Origin of the sequence: Streptomyces clavuligerus, assembly GCF_005519465.1 — a bacterium.
Classification (GTDB): Bacteria; Actinomycetota; Actinomycetes; order Streptomycetales; family Streptomycetaceae; genus Streptomyces; species Streptomyces clavuligerus.
The window spans coordinates 2,425,468-2,439,139 of sequence record NZ_CP027858.1; the positions used below are offsets into that span (position 1 = coordinate 2,425,468).

A 13,672-nucleotide genomic window follows, 5' to 3' on the forward strand; every position below is an offset into this window, starting at 1 on the left:
GCCCCCCCGTCCATGGGCCCCGCCCGTCCGGCGCACACGGCCGCGCGAGGCCGACAGGCCACACCGGCCCGGCGCCATCCCGCACCGAAGCCGAGCGCGGCGGCCCCGCCCCGGAGAACCCGACCGAACCGACCCCCGGCCCCGGCCCCATGGAGGACACCGTGACCGACACCCTCGGCGCCCACGCCGCCATCGATCCCGCGCCGTGGGAGGCGCTCGTCACCACGGCGCTGCTCGGCACCGACCGGCGGACCCCGCCGCCGGAGGTTCTGGCGGCGTCCCCCGCCGCCGGGGACCCCGCCGTCGCGCTGCTGGACGCGGCGGCCGTGCACACGGTGCGCCGCAGGGCGGGACTGCTGCCTGCGGTCGCGGCGGCGCGGCCGGAGCCCGCGCCGCGCGACGACCGGCCCGCGCTGCCCGAGCCGGCGCGGCACCGGCTGGAGCAGTTGCTCGCCGATCGCGCGGCCCCCTCGTCGGGGGGTCGCCGGGGAGTGGCCCCGGATCTGACGGAGCTGCTGCCGCAGTGGCTGAGCACCGCCGGTGAGCAGGGGTTCCGGGCCCCGTCCGCGCTGCTGCCCGCGCTGCTGGACGCGGCCAGGGCACGCACGGACCTGCGGCCCCGGACGCTGGCGTTCGCCGGGGCGCGGGGGCTGTGGCTGGCCCGGTTCAACCCCGACTGGCGGTTCGCGCTGCGCGGCACGGCGGGCGGGGGCGCTGTGCTCCCCGAGCTGTCCGCCATGGACGAGGTCCGCGCCCTGTGGGAGGAGGGCCTGTTCACCGAGCGGGTCGCGCTGCTGGCCGCCGTACGGGCCGAGGACCCGGCCCGGGGGCTGGAGCTGCTGACGGGGACCTGGCCGACGGAGCGGGCCGAGGACCGGCTGATGTTCCTCGACACGCTGCGCACGGGGCTGTCGCCCGAGGACGAACCGTTCCTGGAGCGGACGCTGGCCGACCGCAGCCGCAATGTCCGCACGGCCGCCGCCGAACTGCTCTCCGCGCTGCCGCAGTCCGCGCTCGCCGGGCGGATGGCGCGGCGGGCCGCCTCGTGCGTCGGGCCGGACCACGGGGGCGCCGGGGCGGGGATCGCCGTCGAGGCGCCCCACGAGTGCGACGCGGACATGCAGCGCGACGGCGTGACACCCACGCCACCCACGGGGCGGGGGAAACGGTCCTGGTGGCTGGGCCAGTTGGTGGAGGCGGCTCCGCTGGCCACCTGGACCCGCCGGTTCGCGGGGCGCGCCCCGGAGGAGATCGTCGGGCTTCCGGTGGCGGACGGCTGGCGCGAGGAACTGCACGCGGCGTGGTGCCGGGCCGCGGTGCGCCAGGCAGACGCCGCCTGGTCCCGCGCGCTGCTGGGGCCGCCGGGCATACCGCCGGAGAGCGGCCCCGGCACCGCATCGCTCGCCGAGCGGGCCAGGCTCCTGGAGACCCTTCCGGCGGACGAGCGGGGCCGCTGGGTCGCGGAGTTCATCGCCGCGCACGGGCTGTCGGAGGCGTTCCAGTTGCTCGGGGTCTGTTCGGTGCCCTGGCCCGAGCCGCTGGGCCGCGCCGTCGTCGACGCGCTGGGGACGGCCCGCGCGGGGGGCAGTTACCCCTGGAGCTTCAGCGGGGTGATGGGCCTCGCCGAGCGCTGTCTGCACCCATCGGCGGCGGACCGGCTGGAACCGCTGACCGCCGATCACCCCATCGGGGCCGAGGGAGCACCGGCGGGAGCGGGCGGGTACTGGGCGGAGGCGTTCCAGCGGCTGGTCTCCACCCTGCGGCTGCGGGAGGCGATGCACCGTGAGCTGACCGGCTCCGCGCCCTGAGCACCGGCCGGTCCGCCGCCCGCTCCCGGCCCCGGGCAGGGCGTCCCGCCGGGGGCAAGCAGGGGCAGGGCGTCCGGCCGGGGGCTTCAGGCCCCGGCCGGCTGGCGGATGTTGGCGTTCACCCAGGCCACGATCGACGCCGTGGTCGCCCCCGGGGTGAAGATCTCGGCCACGCCCAGCTCCTTCAGCGGCGGAATGTCTTCCTCCGGGATGATGCCCCCGCCGAAGACCTTGATGTCCTCCGCGTCGCGCTCCTTCAGCAGCTCGATCACCTTCGCGAACAGCGTGTTGTGGGCGCCCGAGAGGATGGACAGCCCGATCGCGTCCGCGTCCTCCTGGATGGCCGTGGTGACGATCTGCTCCGGCGTCTGGTGCAGGCCGGTGTAGATGACCTCCATCCCGGCGTCCCGCAACGCCCGGGCGATCACCTTCGCCCCCCGGTCGTGCCCGTCGAGCCCCGGTTTGGCCACGACCACCCGAATCGGCCCCGTCACACCCATCGCTGCCTCCACACACCCGGCTCAACCGCAAGTGAACGAACGTTATCTCCAGCATCCCGCACGGGCCTGTTTCGCAGGGAGCCCGGAGGGGGAAATCACACATGGGACATGTTCGACGGCGTCGCATCCGCGTACGAAAGGCCCACGGGCCACGCGGCGGCGGCGCACGGGAGCCGCTTGGGACGGGTCCGTCGTGCCGTGCAGGCGTGCGGCGCGAAGAGCCGGTCCCGCCGCCGCACGGGCCCACGTCCACGCGGCGGACGGGGATCGGCGGTGCGCCGAAGGGGCCCCACAAGGAGACATGGGGGCCATCGTCGTCCTCCGTGTGTCATACGGAGGTCGGCCCATGAAGGTTCTGCCCCGCTGCCACCGCAGAGCGAGCGCTCACGGCGGGCCCCCGGCCGACCCGGACCGCCCGACCCCCGACGACGACTCAGGCGACTCAGGCGTTCTCGACGTCAGCACCTTCGACCTGGGCGCCTTCCACCTGGGAGCTTTCCATCTCGGCGCCTTCCACCTCGGCACTTTCGGGCTCAGCGCTTTCGGGCTCGGCACGCTGAGTCTGGGGCCCCTCGGCCGGAGCCCCCTCGGCCTGGGCCCGGCCGGGCTCGGCCCCCTCAACCCCTGGGCGGCCCGAGGGCTGGAGAGCCTGCGCGATCTGCGGGCCCCCGCCTCGCTCCGGGCCGGTGCCCTGGAGCTGGCGATCCTCGCGGGGCATGTGCTGCTCTACCCCACCGGCCTGGCGGCCGAGCGGCCCGAGCGCGCCCCCCGCCCCCGCGACGGCGCGGCGGACGAGCCCCCGAACGGACCGGCGGACGGACGGCCGACCGGACAGCCCGGCGGCCGGGCGGACGAGGGCCGGGCCACCCCCCTCCCGGGGCGCGGCGCCCCGGACCACCCTCCCGTCGTGCTGCTGCACGGCTTCGCGGACAACCGCTCGGTCTTCGTCCTGCTGCGCCGTTCACTCTCCCGGCACGGCTGGCGCCATCTCGAATGCCTCAACCACTCCCTGCTCACCTGTGACATACGGACGGCCGCCGTGGCGCTGGGCCACCGGATCGAAGGAATCTGCGCCCGCACCGGACACAAAGAAGTCGATATCGTCGGCCACAGCCTCGGCGGCCTGATCGCCCGCTATTACATACAGTGCCTTCACGGTGACCAGCGGGTACGCACACTGGTCACTCTCGGCACTCCGCATTCCGGCACCACAGTGGCCCCACTGGCCAGCGCCCACCCCGTCGTCCGGCAGATGCGGCCCGACTCGGAGGTCATCGAGGAGCTGCGCGGCCCGGCCCCCGGCTGCCGCACCAGGTTCGTGGGCTTCTGGAGCGACCTGGACCGGCTGATGGTCCCCGTCGAGACCGCACGGATCGAGCATCCCGATCTGAACACAGAGAATGTGCAGGTCACAGGCGTCGGACATCTGGCGCTCCCGGTCCATCCCGCCGTCACGGCGGCCATTCGGCAGGCCCTGGAGACCACTCACCCGACCGGAGTACCGGACTCCATCTCGATCGCCTGAGCGACCGCCGCCCCGGGCCCGCAGGACACCGCCCGGCGGGCAACCCCAACGGCCGCAACCATTATCGAACGACTTTCGAACATAGCGCCAAAGCTGAGCGCGCGCTCCCCCGAAAGACGCTCGAATGCCCCTTTCCTGATTCGCCAAAACCCCGGGAAGATTGTCGCCGTCGCATACCGCCGGGTACAGTCGCGGCCACTGGTTCCCCTCTGGGATCTCCAACCGTTCCGCGGAACCCAGAATCCAGATCCTTGCTGCCGAGGCGAGAGAGAAGTTGGTGAACGACCAGCACGCCCACGCCGGGCACGTCGGCCACGACGACTACACCACCGGCAGCTTTGGCATCGATCCGCTCTTCGGTGCGTTGCCGGACGGCACGGCCGGTTACGGGGCCGGGCACAGCGGTCAGTACGACTCCACCACCTGGGACACCGGGGCCCACCAGGGCGCCGGTTACGCGTACGACGGCTACGCCGCGCCCGAGCAGGCCGGGCAGTACCCCGCCGCGGGCTACGACGGCACCGGCCAGTGGGACGCGGCGGCATGGAACCAGGCCCAGGAAGCCGCCCCCTTCGAGGCGGTGGCGACCGCCTTCGCCTACGACACCACCGGGCAGTGGGCAGCCGCCTCCTTCGACACCGGCGCGTACGACGCCACCGCCTGGAACTCGGACGGCGCCGCCGACCCGGCCACCGGCGCGGAGACCTCCGTACCGCATCAGTACGCCCCCGAGCAGGAGTTCACGGAGTACGGCACCGAGCAGGAGTTCGCGGAGTACGCCGCGACCCCTGGGGCCGACCTCGAAGCCGACCTCGACACCGAGTACGGGGCCGGGTACGAGCCGGACCACGACCCCGGTTACAGAGCCGTCCACGACACGGGGCTCACCGACCCCGACGACCTCACCGACCTCGACGGTCCGGACGGTCCCCAGGCCGGCGGCGGGCGCATCGGCGACACCGCGAGCCTCCCGGTCGTCACGGACGACGACACCCACGCGTACACCCCCGAACCGGCCGCCGTCCCGGGTCCCGCCGCCGACGGGGCGCGCCCCGTCCGCCGCTCCGGAGGCAACGGCGGCCGCGGCCGCCGCCGTACGCCCGCCAAACGGTCGGCCCTGCTGACGGTCGCCGTCCCGTCCGTGTGCGTGATGGGCGTCGCGGGCATCGCCGCCGCGTCCGTCGGCAGTCTCACCGGCGGGGACGACTCCCCGAAGACCGCGGCGAAGGTGACGCCCGTCGACCCGGCGGTCACCGCCGCCAAGACCGCCGCCGCCAACAGCAGGATGGACACGCAGCTCGCGGCGCTCAGCGCCGGGGCCCGCGACTTCGGCGACCGCGCCTCCCGCACCCAGGAACGCATCGATCTGAAGGCCCGCCAGGAGGCCGACCGGAAGAAGCGCGAGGAGGAGGCGAAGCGGCGCGAGGCGCTCCGCCCCAAGTTCGCCGTTCCCGTGGAGAGCCGGGGGCTGAGCACCTACTACGGTGAGTCCGGCGTCAACTGGATGGCGCTGCACACCGGCATCGACTTCCCGGTCCCCTATGGCACCAATGTCTTCGCCGCCACCGACGGCACCATCCGCACCCAGTACAACACCGCCTACGGCAACATGATCATCCTGACGGCGCCCGACGGGACCGAGACCTGGTACTGCCATCTGAGCAGCGCCAAGATCCGGTCCGGCGCGGTGAAGGCCGGGGATGTCATCGGCTACGCGGGCAACTCCGGCAACTCCACCGGACCCCATCTCCACTTCGAGGTCCGCCCCGGCGGCGGCTCGACGATCGACCCGCTGGCCTGGCTCCAGAGCAAGGGCCTCGACCCCCGCTAACCAACCGTTCCACCCGTCGCCCGCCGTTCCGTCGATCGGCGGGCGACTCCGTGTCGGGCCGGTCTCAGAGCTTCTCCACCGGCGCGTACTTCAGCAGCAGCCGCTTGGGCTTGGGGTCCCCGAAGTCGACCGTCGCCACCGCGCCGTCCGTCCCGGCGCCGGTGACCTCCACCACGGTGCCCAGACCGAACTGGTCGTGCGTGACCCGGTCCCCGGTCGACAGGGAGATCACGGGCTTGCCCGCGCCGCCCCGTCCGGTGGCGAACCCCGCGGCGCCGCCCGCCCGGGAGCGGGAGGACGGAGCCGAGGGCAACCGGGACCCGAATCCGGCCACCGGCCCGGCGGGCGCGGCCGACGGTCCCGTACGCCGCCACTCCAGATGGCGGACGGGGATCTCCTCCAGGAAGCGCGACGGAGGGTTGTACGCGGGCTGTCCCCAGGCGCTCCGCATGGTCGAACGGGTCAGATAGAGCCGCTCGCGGGCCCGGGTGATGCCCACATACGCCAGCCGCCGCTCCTCCTCCAGTTCCTTCTTCTGGGAGAGGGCCCGCATATGCGGGAAGACGCCGTCCTCCATACCGCTCAGGAACACCACGGGGAACTCCAGCCCCTTGGCCGTGTGCAGGGTCATCAGTGTGATGACACCGGAGCCGTCCTCGTCCTCGTCGGGGATCTGGTCCGAGTCGGCGACGAGGGCGACCTGCTCCAGGAACTCCGCCAGCGTCCCGGCGCCGCCCTCGCCCTCGCCCTCGGCGCGGGCCTGCTCGAACTCCAGCGCGACCGCCGCCAGCTCCTGAAGGTTCTCGATACGAGTCTCGTCCTGGGGGTCCGTCGACGCCTGGAGTTCCGCGAGATAGCCCGTCCGCTCCAGCACGGCCTCCAGCACCACGGCGGGACCGGCACCGGAGTCGACGATCGTGCGCAACTCCCCCATCAGCACGTTGAAGCGCTTGACGGCGTTGGCCGAGCGCGCGGCCATGCCGTACGCCTCGTCCACCCGGATCAGCGCCTGCGGGAAGGTGATCTTCTCGCGCAGGGAGAGCGCGTCGATCATCGCCTCCGCGCGCTCCCCGATGCCCCGCTTGGGGACATTGAGAATCCGCCGCAGCGGAACGCTGTCCTCCGGGTTGGCGAGGACCCGCAGATAGGCGAGGACGTCCCGGACCTCCCTGCGCTCGTAGAAGCGCACACCGCCGACGACCTTGTACGGCAGGCCCACCCGGATGAAGATCTCCTCGAAGACCCGGGACTGGGCGTTGGTGCGGTAGAAGACGGCGACATCGCCCGCCTTCACCTCGCTCGCGTCCGTCAGCCGGTCGATCTCGTCCGCGACGAACTGCGCCTCGTCGTGCTCGGTGTCGGCGACATAGCCGATGATCTGCGCGCCGTCGCCCGCGTTGGTCCACAGATTCTTGGGACGGCGGCTCTCGTTGCGCTCGATGACGGCGTTGGCGGCGGAGAGGATCGTCTGGCTGGAGCGGTAGTTCTGCTCCAGCATGACGGTCGTCGCCTCCGGGTAGTCCTCCTCGAACTGGAGGATGTTGCGGATCGTCGCGCCCCGGAAGGCATAGATCGACTGGTCGGCGTCACCGACGACACACAGCTCGGCGGGCGGCAGATCCTCGTACCCCGGTCCGACCAGCTCGCGCACGAGGGTGTACTGGGCGTGGTTGGTGTCCTGGTACTCGTCGACGAGGACATGACGGAAACGCCGCCGGTAGTGCTCGGCGACATCCGGGAACGCCTGGAGCATATGGACGGTCGTCATGATGATGTCGTCGAAGTCCAGGGCGTTGGCCTCGCGCAGCCGCGCCTGGTACATCCGGTACGCCTGGGCGAGCGTCTTCTCGAACCCGTCCGCGGCGCTGTCGGCGAAGCTCTCCTCGTCGATCAGCTCGTTCTTCAGGTTCGAGATCTTCGCGCTGAACGACTTCGGCGGGAACTTCTTCGGGTCCAGATCGAGATCGCGGCAGACCAGCGCCATCAGCCGCTTGGAGTCGGCGGCGTCGTAGATCGAGAACGACGAGGTGAAGCCCAGCTTCTTGGACTCGCGGCGCAGAATCCGCACACAGGCGCTGTGGAACGTCAACACCCACATCGCCTGGGCGCGCGGGCCGACGAGCTGCTCCACGCGCTCCTTCATCTCACCGGCGGCCTTGTTGGTGAAGGTGATCGCCAGGATCTGGCCGGGGTGGACACCGCGGGTCGCCAGCAGATGGGCGATCCGATGGGTCAGGACCCGGGTCTTGCCCGAGCCCGCTCCGGCGACGATGAGCAGCGGGGAACCGGCGTGGACCACGGCCGCGCGCTGCTGTTCGTTGAGCCCTTCGAGGAGGGACGCGGGGTCGATCACCGTGCGCGGGGCGCCGTCACGGTGGTACGCGTCTCTGGCCGGGGGCATGTCGAAGGCGCCCTGGAAGAGATCGTCCGGGATCTCCTCAGGGGCGTGTGCCTCCGAGTCCTCGTGGTCCTCGGGCGGCGGGGGGTCCTCCGGGGTGGACTGGAGGCTCGCCAGGAAGTGATCGTCAAAGAGGCTGCTCATCGCTCTCCGAGTCTAGGCGCAGCCACTGACAACGCGCCGCCCCCTTACGGAATGCGCCCGGCACCGCAACGGCGAACCGCCCCGGGCTCCGGGCTCCGGGCTCCGGGCTCCGGGCTCCGGGCTCCGGGCTCCGGGTGATCGTGACCGCTCAGGTCCAAACGGTCGCGATGAAGATGTTCGCGGTCGTCAGCGCGCCGACCGCGCCGAAGAGCCCCTTCTCCACCCGCTCCTCGTCCCGCTTGACGTAGACGAGGCCGAGGACGACGACCAGCACCGCCAGCTTGATGCCGATCTTGATGTTGTTCACGGTCTGGTCGTCCGCCTGGTTGAGGCCGACCAGGGCGACACCGGTGATCAGCATCGTCAGCGCGCCGTGCAGCATGGCCGGGGTGAAGCGCGCGGTCCCGGCGCCCATCGCCTTCATCTGGGTGAGGAACCCGCCCAGCAGGGACGCGATGCCGATGATGTGCAGGGCGACGAAGACATTGATGAGTACGTCCATGGGGCGGAGCCTAACTCTCGCCCGCTCGCCGCCCTCAGGTCAGGTCGGCCTCACCGCACCGGGCACACCCTCCCCCCGGCCGCTGCCCCGGGGTGCATCCGAAAGAACTCAATCCGCCTGACGGGCCGCATAGACGACGAAGCGGGCCCAGGCGTCCGGGGTCACCCCGAGCTCCGGGCCCGCGCTGCTCTTGGAGTCACGGACATGGACGGCGCGCGGAAGGGCGGCGACCTCGACGCACTGCCCCGCACCACTGGCACTGTGACTGGACTTATGCCAGATGTAGCCGACTTCCGCGGGTATGACATCCGCGGGATCGCTCTCGCCGGACTGGAATCCCACCCTCGCGCCGCTCACGGCTCTCCTCCGCCAACCTCGTGATCAACTGGGCCGACTGCTCAGGGCGATACTGTCATGGCAGTGGGTCACCATCGAAGGTGCCAGAGGCAAGATCCGTTTCCCCTGTCCGGGAATTGATCCGCCGGTCAGCGTGGGTACGGCGGGTAACGTCGGCTCACGTCCCACCCGTCTCCCGTGCGACCTGCGACAACATGAATCACGGATTCCGGGGTCGGAGGAGGGCTCCGTCACGGTCCTGGCGACGGAGTTGGCCGCTTCCACGTCACACCAGCCTCACCCCAGCCGCCACACCGGGGGTCGGACCGGCCGACGCCTCAGATGTCACACCAGTCGTCGGGCCGTGGCCCAGCGGGTCAGCTCGTGCCGGTTGGAGAGCTGGAGCTTGCGCAGCACGGCGGAGACATGCGACTCGACCGTCTTCACCGAGATGAAGAGCTGTTTGGCGATCTCCTTGTAGGCGTACCCCCGGGCGATCAGCCGCAGCACCTCGCGCTCGCGCTGGGTGAGCCGGTCCAGATCCTCGTCCACCGGCGGGGCGTCCGTCGAGGCGAAGGCGTCGAGCACGAACCCGGCGAGCCGGGGCGAGAAGACCGCGTCCCCCTCCTGGACCCGGAAGATCGAGTCCACCAGATCGGTGCCCGTGATCGTCTTGGTGACATAGCCCCGGGCCCCGCCGCGGATCACCCCGATGACGTCCTCGGCCGCGTCGGACACCGACAGCGCCAGAAAACGGACCGGGGAATCGGCCGAGGCCATCAGCGTGGCACAGCGCCGCAACACCTCCACCCCGCCGCCGCCCGGCAGATGGACGTCGAGCAGCACGACCTCGGGCCGGGTCGAGGTGATCACGGTGACCGCCTGGTCGACGTCGGCCGCCTCGCCGACCACCTCCACCCCGGTCTGCTCGGTCCGGCCGATCTCTGCCTGGACACCCGTACGGAACATCCGGTGGTCGTCGACCAGCACCACCCGGACCCGTCGCTCCACTCCGCCGCCCCTGCCGGTGTCCGCGGTCTCCGTCATGTCTCCGCCGCCCTCTCCATCTCCAGCTCCACTTCCGTCCCCCCGCCGGGTGCCGGGCGGAGCCGGGCCGATCCACCGTTGCGCTGCATCCGGCCGATGATCGACTCCCGGACGCCCATTCTGTCGCCCGGGACCGAGTCCAGGTCGAAGCCCGGGCCGCGGTCCCGTACGGACACATAGACCATACGACCGTCGACCTCGGCGAAGACCTGGACGGCACCGCCCTCGCCACCGTACTTGGCCGCGTTGACCATCGCCTCGCGCGCCGCCTGCATCTGCGCGGCCAACTTCTCGTCCAGCGGGCAGTCGCCGACGACCACGACCTCCAGCGGGACGCCGTGCTTGTCCTCGACCTCGGCGGCGGCCTTCTTCACCGCGTCCGCGAGGGTGTCGGGCTCGTCGGACTCCTCCTTGCCCGTCCCTTCCGGGCGGTACAGCCAGTTCCGCAGCTCGCGCTCCTGGGCCCGGGCGAGACGGCGGACCTCGCCCGGGTCGTCGGCCCGGCGCTGGATCAGCGTCAGGGTGTGCAGCACCGAGTCATGGACATGGGCGGCGACCTCGGCCCGCTCCTGGGCGCGGATGCGCATGGTCCGCTCCTCGCTGAGATCCTGGGTCATCCGCACCAGCCAGGGCCCGGCGAGCAGCCCTATCCCGGCGACGACGGCTATCGCGGCGGTCAGCACATTGCCGAGCTGGGCGGCGGAGCCGCGCACCACCATGAAACCCGCGAGACCCATGCCCACCAGGGCGACCCCGGCCAGCCCCCGGACCATCTGGAACAGCCGCCGCCCACGGCCCTCGGCCTCGGCCCAGCGGGCACGGCGGGCGTTGTCCGCCTGCCGCCACACCAGCACGACACCCGCGCCGATCAGCAGCGTGGGCCAGACATAGCGGCTGCTTGTCGTCTCGATGCTGCCGATGAAGATCGCGGCGCCAAAGACCAGCACGAGCATCGCGAAGAGCTGCCCCCGGTCGGGCTTGCGCAGCTTGCGTCTGCCGTCGCCGGTGATCTCGAAGACCGAACGCGGCTCCGCCGTACGGCCCCCGACCCCGAGCGGGACGACGATCCAGAACACCGCGTACAACAGCGCGCCGACGCCCTGGATGAGGAAGAGACCGAGGAAGGCGAGCCGGACCCAGATGACCGGCAGCCCCAGATGCCCGGCGAGCCCGCGCGCCACCCCGCCCAGCAGCCGGCCCTCGGCGCTGCGGTAGAGCTTGCGCAGCGGGACGTCCTCCGGCACGGGAGCACGCGGAGCGGCGGGGGGACGGGAGGAGGCGACGGGCATGCATCGATCGTCACACGCCGGACGGACCCGCGGTATCAGGGGTGACCCTGGCCCGACCCTGAGGAGGAACAGCGGGGAGAGCCGGACAGATATCAGGGTCGGGCCAGGGTCGGCCCCGGTGCCGTACCGGCGCGGGGGCCGTCACCATGGAGTACATGAACCAGCCGACCACTCCGCACCGGTCAGGACCGGGCGGATCACCCGACGAGTCCCCGGGCGGGCAGCCCGCGGGGCTCACCGTCGAGGCGCGCCCGCTGCGCCGCACCCCGCGCCAGAAGGTGCTGGCCGGTGTCTGCGGCGGGCTGGGGAGGCACTACGACATAGACCCGGTCGTCTTCCGGATCGTCCTCGCGGTGCTCGCCCTCACCGGGGGTGTGGGGCTGATGTTCTACGGCTTCGCCTGGCTGCTGGTCCCGATGGACGAGGAGGAGGAGAACGAGGCCCGCAGGCTGCTGTCGGGCCGGGTCGAGGGCGCGGCCCTCACGGCCGTCTTCCTCGCCGTGATCGGCTTCGGTCTCTTCCTGACCATGCTGGGCAACGCGGGGCTGGTGACGTTCGCGACGCTGCTGGCGCTGGCCACCGGTGGCGCGGCCGTCTGGTCCCGGCAGCGGATGGTCGCCGCGGACAGCCAGCACCTCCCCCCCGCGGCCGCGCACGCGGTCGCGGAGGCGCCGCCGGAGACGACGGCCCCGCCCGCTCCGGAGGGCCCCTCCTGGTGGCGGGACCCGATCTCCAAGGAGGCCGGGCCCTCCTATCTCTGGGGTCCCGCCGAATCGCCGGGCGGGGAGAAGTCCCCCCGTGGCTTCCGGCTGCCGCGCGGGCGCTCCCGGGAGCCACGGGGCCTGGCGGGCACGGTCTTCCTGCTCGCGATGGTCGCGGGCTTTCTCGGCACCCGGCTGAGCTGGGACGGCAATCCGCTGGGCACCAGTCTTCAGACCGGTCTGGTCTGTGCGCTGGGGGTGTTCGGCCTCGGCATGACGATCAGCGCGTTCCTGGGGCGGACCGGCTTCGGCACCCTGCTGATGACGGTGATCACGGCGTTGCTGCTGGCGGGTGCGTCGGCGCTGCCCAAGGACATCGGCACCGAGTGGGCCCGCGCCCAGTGGAAACCGTCCTCCGCGGGCGCGGTCCACGAACGGTACGCGCTGGGCTCGGGCGTGGGGACGCTCGACCTCCGGAAGGTCGGCGTCCCGGCCGGGGACACGGTCTCGACCAGCGTGGAGGTGGGGGCCGGGCAGCTCAAGGTCCTCATACCGAAGTCCGCTTCGGTCACGGTGCGGGCCGAGGCGGGGCTCGGAGCGATCAAGCTGCCGGGCGACCCGAAGAACGACATCGACATCTCCCCCGACCAGAGCAGGCGGGCCGCGTTCCCCGCCCCTGAGGGGGCGGCGCCGTCGGGCACCCTGGAGCTGCGTCTCCGGGTGGACATAGGACAGGTGGAGGTGGTCCGTGAACCATGACATACGGAGCCGGGAGTCCGGGCGTCGGCCCGCGGCCGTGATGGAGCGGGACCGGCACCCCTGGGCGCTGCACCCGTTCCAGCCGGGCAGGCTGATCATCGGGGTGATGGCACTGCTGCTGGCCCTGCTGTTCGGCGGGGACGCGGCGGGGGCGTGGCACACCCCGTGGTGGGTGGCCGTCCCGGTGGTCTCCTCAGGTCTGTGTCTCGCCGGGTCGGCCGCGTCCGCGGCCTACAGCGTGCGCCGGCGGCGGGCGGCGATCAGCGCGTCGACGGAGAGCACGGAGGCCCCGGCGAGGATCAGCGGCACCCACAGCATCAGATAGGGCAGGTCGTTGCCGAGGTAGTAGGGCTCGGCGCTCCAGCTCACGGTCAGCCACAGACTCGCCGAGATCAGCGCGCCACCGAGCGCCGCGAGACGGGTCAGCAGCCCGAGGAGGACACCGATGCCGACGGCCAGTTCACCGAGGGCGATGGCGTACCCGAAGCCCACGGGGCTGTTGAGGGCCATGTCGACCAGTTCGGGGACGGCGGCCTGGTCGCGGACGCCCCGCATCTGGTCGCCGAGCGAGCCGATGCCGCTCTCCTTGAGGAAGGCGCTGTCCGTGAGCTTGTCGATACCGGCGTAGAGGAAGGTGATGCCCAGGAAAAGCCGGAGCGGCAGCAGGGCGTAGCGGCTCGCCCGCTCCTTCCAGCCACTGTTTCCCGTCGCGCCGCCGCCGGGGGCTCCCTGCCCCGTCGTCATCCGGAATGTCTGCGTCATCGCTGTCCCCGCTTCTGGCCGCTGCGGCTGTGTGCCGTGATGGTTCGATTCTCAACCGACCATACGTACG

General features: G+C 72.0%; 12 protein-coding genes. 5 read left to right on the top strand and 7 right to left on the bottom strand.

All coding sequences use genetic code 11. The features are described 5' to 3' along the window. The first annotated feature begins 149 nt into the window (after positions 1-149). The gene (locus CRV15_RS09840; protein ID WP_003961544.1) at positions 150-1,808 is read left to right on the top strand and encodes a DUF5691 domain-containing protein; all 1,659 of its coding nucleotides are present in this window, start codon (positions 150-152) and stop codon (positions 1,806-1,808) included. A gap of 86 nt (positions 1,809-1,894) precedes the next feature. Here CRV15_RS09840 and icmB read toward each other — a convergent pair whose 3' ends face one another. Further along, entirely contained in the window at positions 1,895-2,308 is a 414-nt protein-coding gene (icmB, locus tag CRV15_RS09845; RefSeq protein WP_003957142.1) for a coenzyme B12-dependent isobutyryl CoA mutase small subunit, read from the bottom strand. A gap of 640 nt (positions 2,309-2,948) precedes the next feature. On the opposite strand from icmB, the gene CRV15_RS09850 reads away from it, so the two are divergent. Continuing rightward, a complete protein-coding gene (locus CRV15_RS09850) occupies positions 2,949-3,833 on the top strand; it encodes an esterase/lipase family protein (RefSeq protein WP_029183014.1) in 885 nt (294 codons plus the stop codon). A gap of 277 nt (positions 3,834-4,110) precedes the next feature. Next, positions 4,111-5,664 carry a M23 family metallopeptidase gene (locus tag CRV15_RS09855; RefSeq protein WP_009997342.1) on the top strand — a complete coding sequence of 518 codons (1,554 nt, stop codon included), beginning with the start codon at positions 4,111-4,113 and terminating at the stop codon, positions 5,662-5,664. Positions 5,665-5,728: 64 nt separating this feature from the next. Here CRV15_RS09855 and pcrA read toward each other — a convergent pair whose 3' ends face one another. The 5 genes from pcrA to CRV15_RS09880 form a co-directional block, all read right to left on the bottom strand. After that, the gene (gene pcrA / locus CRV15_RS09860; RefSeq protein ID WP_003957138.1) at positions 5,729-8,206 is read right to left on the bottom strand and encodes a DNA helicase PcrA; all 2,478 of its coding nucleotides are present in this window, start codon (positions 8,204-8,206) and stop codon (positions 5,729-5,731) included. A 148-nt stretch (positions 8,207-8,354) separates the two neighbouring features. Further along, on the bottom strand, positions 8,355-8,708 hold the full coding sequence (locus CRV15_RS09865; protein ID WP_003957137.1) for a hypothetical protein: 354 nt from the start codon (positions 8,706-8,708) through the stop codon (positions 8,355-8,357). Between the two features lie 108 nt (positions 8,709-8,816). After that, on the bottom strand, positions 8,817-9,065 hold the full coding sequence (locus CRV15_RS09870) for a DUF397 domain-containing protein (protein WP_003957136.1): 249 nt from the start codon (positions 9,063-9,065) through the stop codon (positions 8,817-8,819). 324 nt (positions 9,066-9,389) lie between these two features. Further along, positions 9,390-10,091 (bottom strand): LuxR C-terminal-related transcriptional regulator, encoded by a 702-nt coding sequence (locus CRV15_RS09875; RefSeq protein WP_003957135.1) that lies wholly within the window; start codon positions 10,089-10,091, stop codon positions 9,390-9,392. Further along, positions 10,088-11,380 (bottom strand): PspC domain-containing protein, encoded by a 1,293-nt coding sequence (locus CRV15_RS09880; RefSeq protein ID WP_003957134.1) that lies wholly within the window; start codon positions 11,378-11,380, stop codon positions 10,088-10,090. Before CRV15_RS09880 ends, CRV15_RS09875 begins: the two co-directional genes overlap by 4 nt. A 146-nt stretch (positions 11,381-11,526) precedes the next feature. Between CRV15_RS09880 and CRV15_RS09885 the strand changes: the two genes are divergently transcribed. Both CRV15_RS09885 and CRV15_RS09890 read left to right on the top strand, forming a co-directional pair. After that, positions 11,527-12,840, top strand: coding sequence for a PspC domain-containing protein (locus CRV15_RS09885; RefSeq protein ID WP_003957133.1), 1,314 nt, complete (start codon positions 11,527-11,529; stop codon positions 12,838-12,840). Beyond that, positions 12,830-13,165, top strand: a complete 336-nt coding sequence (locus CRV15_RS09890) for a hypothetical protein (RefSeq protein ID WP_003957132.1) — start codon at positions 12,830-12,832, stop codon at positions 13,163-13,165. The genes CRV15_RS09885 and CRV15_RS09890 overlap by 11 nt, the downstream gene beginning before the upstream one ends. On the opposite strand, the gene CRV15_RS09895 is transcribed toward CRV15_RS09890, so the two are convergent. After that, positions 13,072-13,584 carry a DoxX family protein gene (locus tag CRV15_RS09895; protein WP_003957131.1) on the bottom strand — a complete coding sequence of 171 codons (513 nt, stop codon included), beginning with the start codon at positions 13,582-13,584 and terminating at the stop codon, positions 13,072-13,074. The two genes, CRV15_RS09890 and CRV15_RS09895, sit on opposite strands and share 94 nt — an antisense overlap. Positions 13,585-13,672 lie beyond the last annotated feature (88 nt).

Excerpts from the sequence above, each read along its gene's own strand:
- CRV15_RS09840 (WP_003961544.1), top strand. The coding sequence starts at position 150 with ATGGAGGACACCGTGACCGACACCCTCGGCGCCCACGCCGCCATCGAT.
- icmB (WP_003957142.1), bottom strand. The coding sequence starts at position 2,308 with ATGGGTGTGACGGGGCCGATTCGGGTGGTCGTGGCCAAACCGGGGCTC.
- pcrA (WP_003957138.1), bottom strand. The coding sequence starts at position 8,206 with ATGAGCAGCCTCTTTGACGATCACTTCCTGGCGAGCCTCCAGTCCACC.
- CRV15_RS09865 (WP_003957137.1), bottom strand. The coding sequence starts at position 8,708 with ATGGACGTACTCATCAATGTCTTCGTCGCCCTGCACATCATCGGCATC.
- CRV15_RS09875 (WP_003957135.1), bottom strand. The coding sequence starts at position 10,091 with ATGACGGAGACCGCGGACACCGGCAGGGGCGGCGGAGTGGAGCGACGG.
- CRV15_RS09880 (WP_003957134.1), bottom strand. The coding sequence starts at position 11,380 with ATGCCCGTCGCCTCCTCCCGTCCCCCCGCCGCTCCGCGTGCTCCCGTG.
- CRV15_RS09885 (WP_003957133.1), top strand. The coding sequence starts at position 11,527 with ATGGAGTACATGAACCAGCCGACCACTCCGCACCGGTCAGGACCGGGC.
- CRV15_RS09895 (WP_003957131.1), bottom strand. The coding sequence starts at position 13,584 with ATGACGACGGGGCAGGGAGCCCCCGGCGGCGGCGCGACGGGAAACAGT.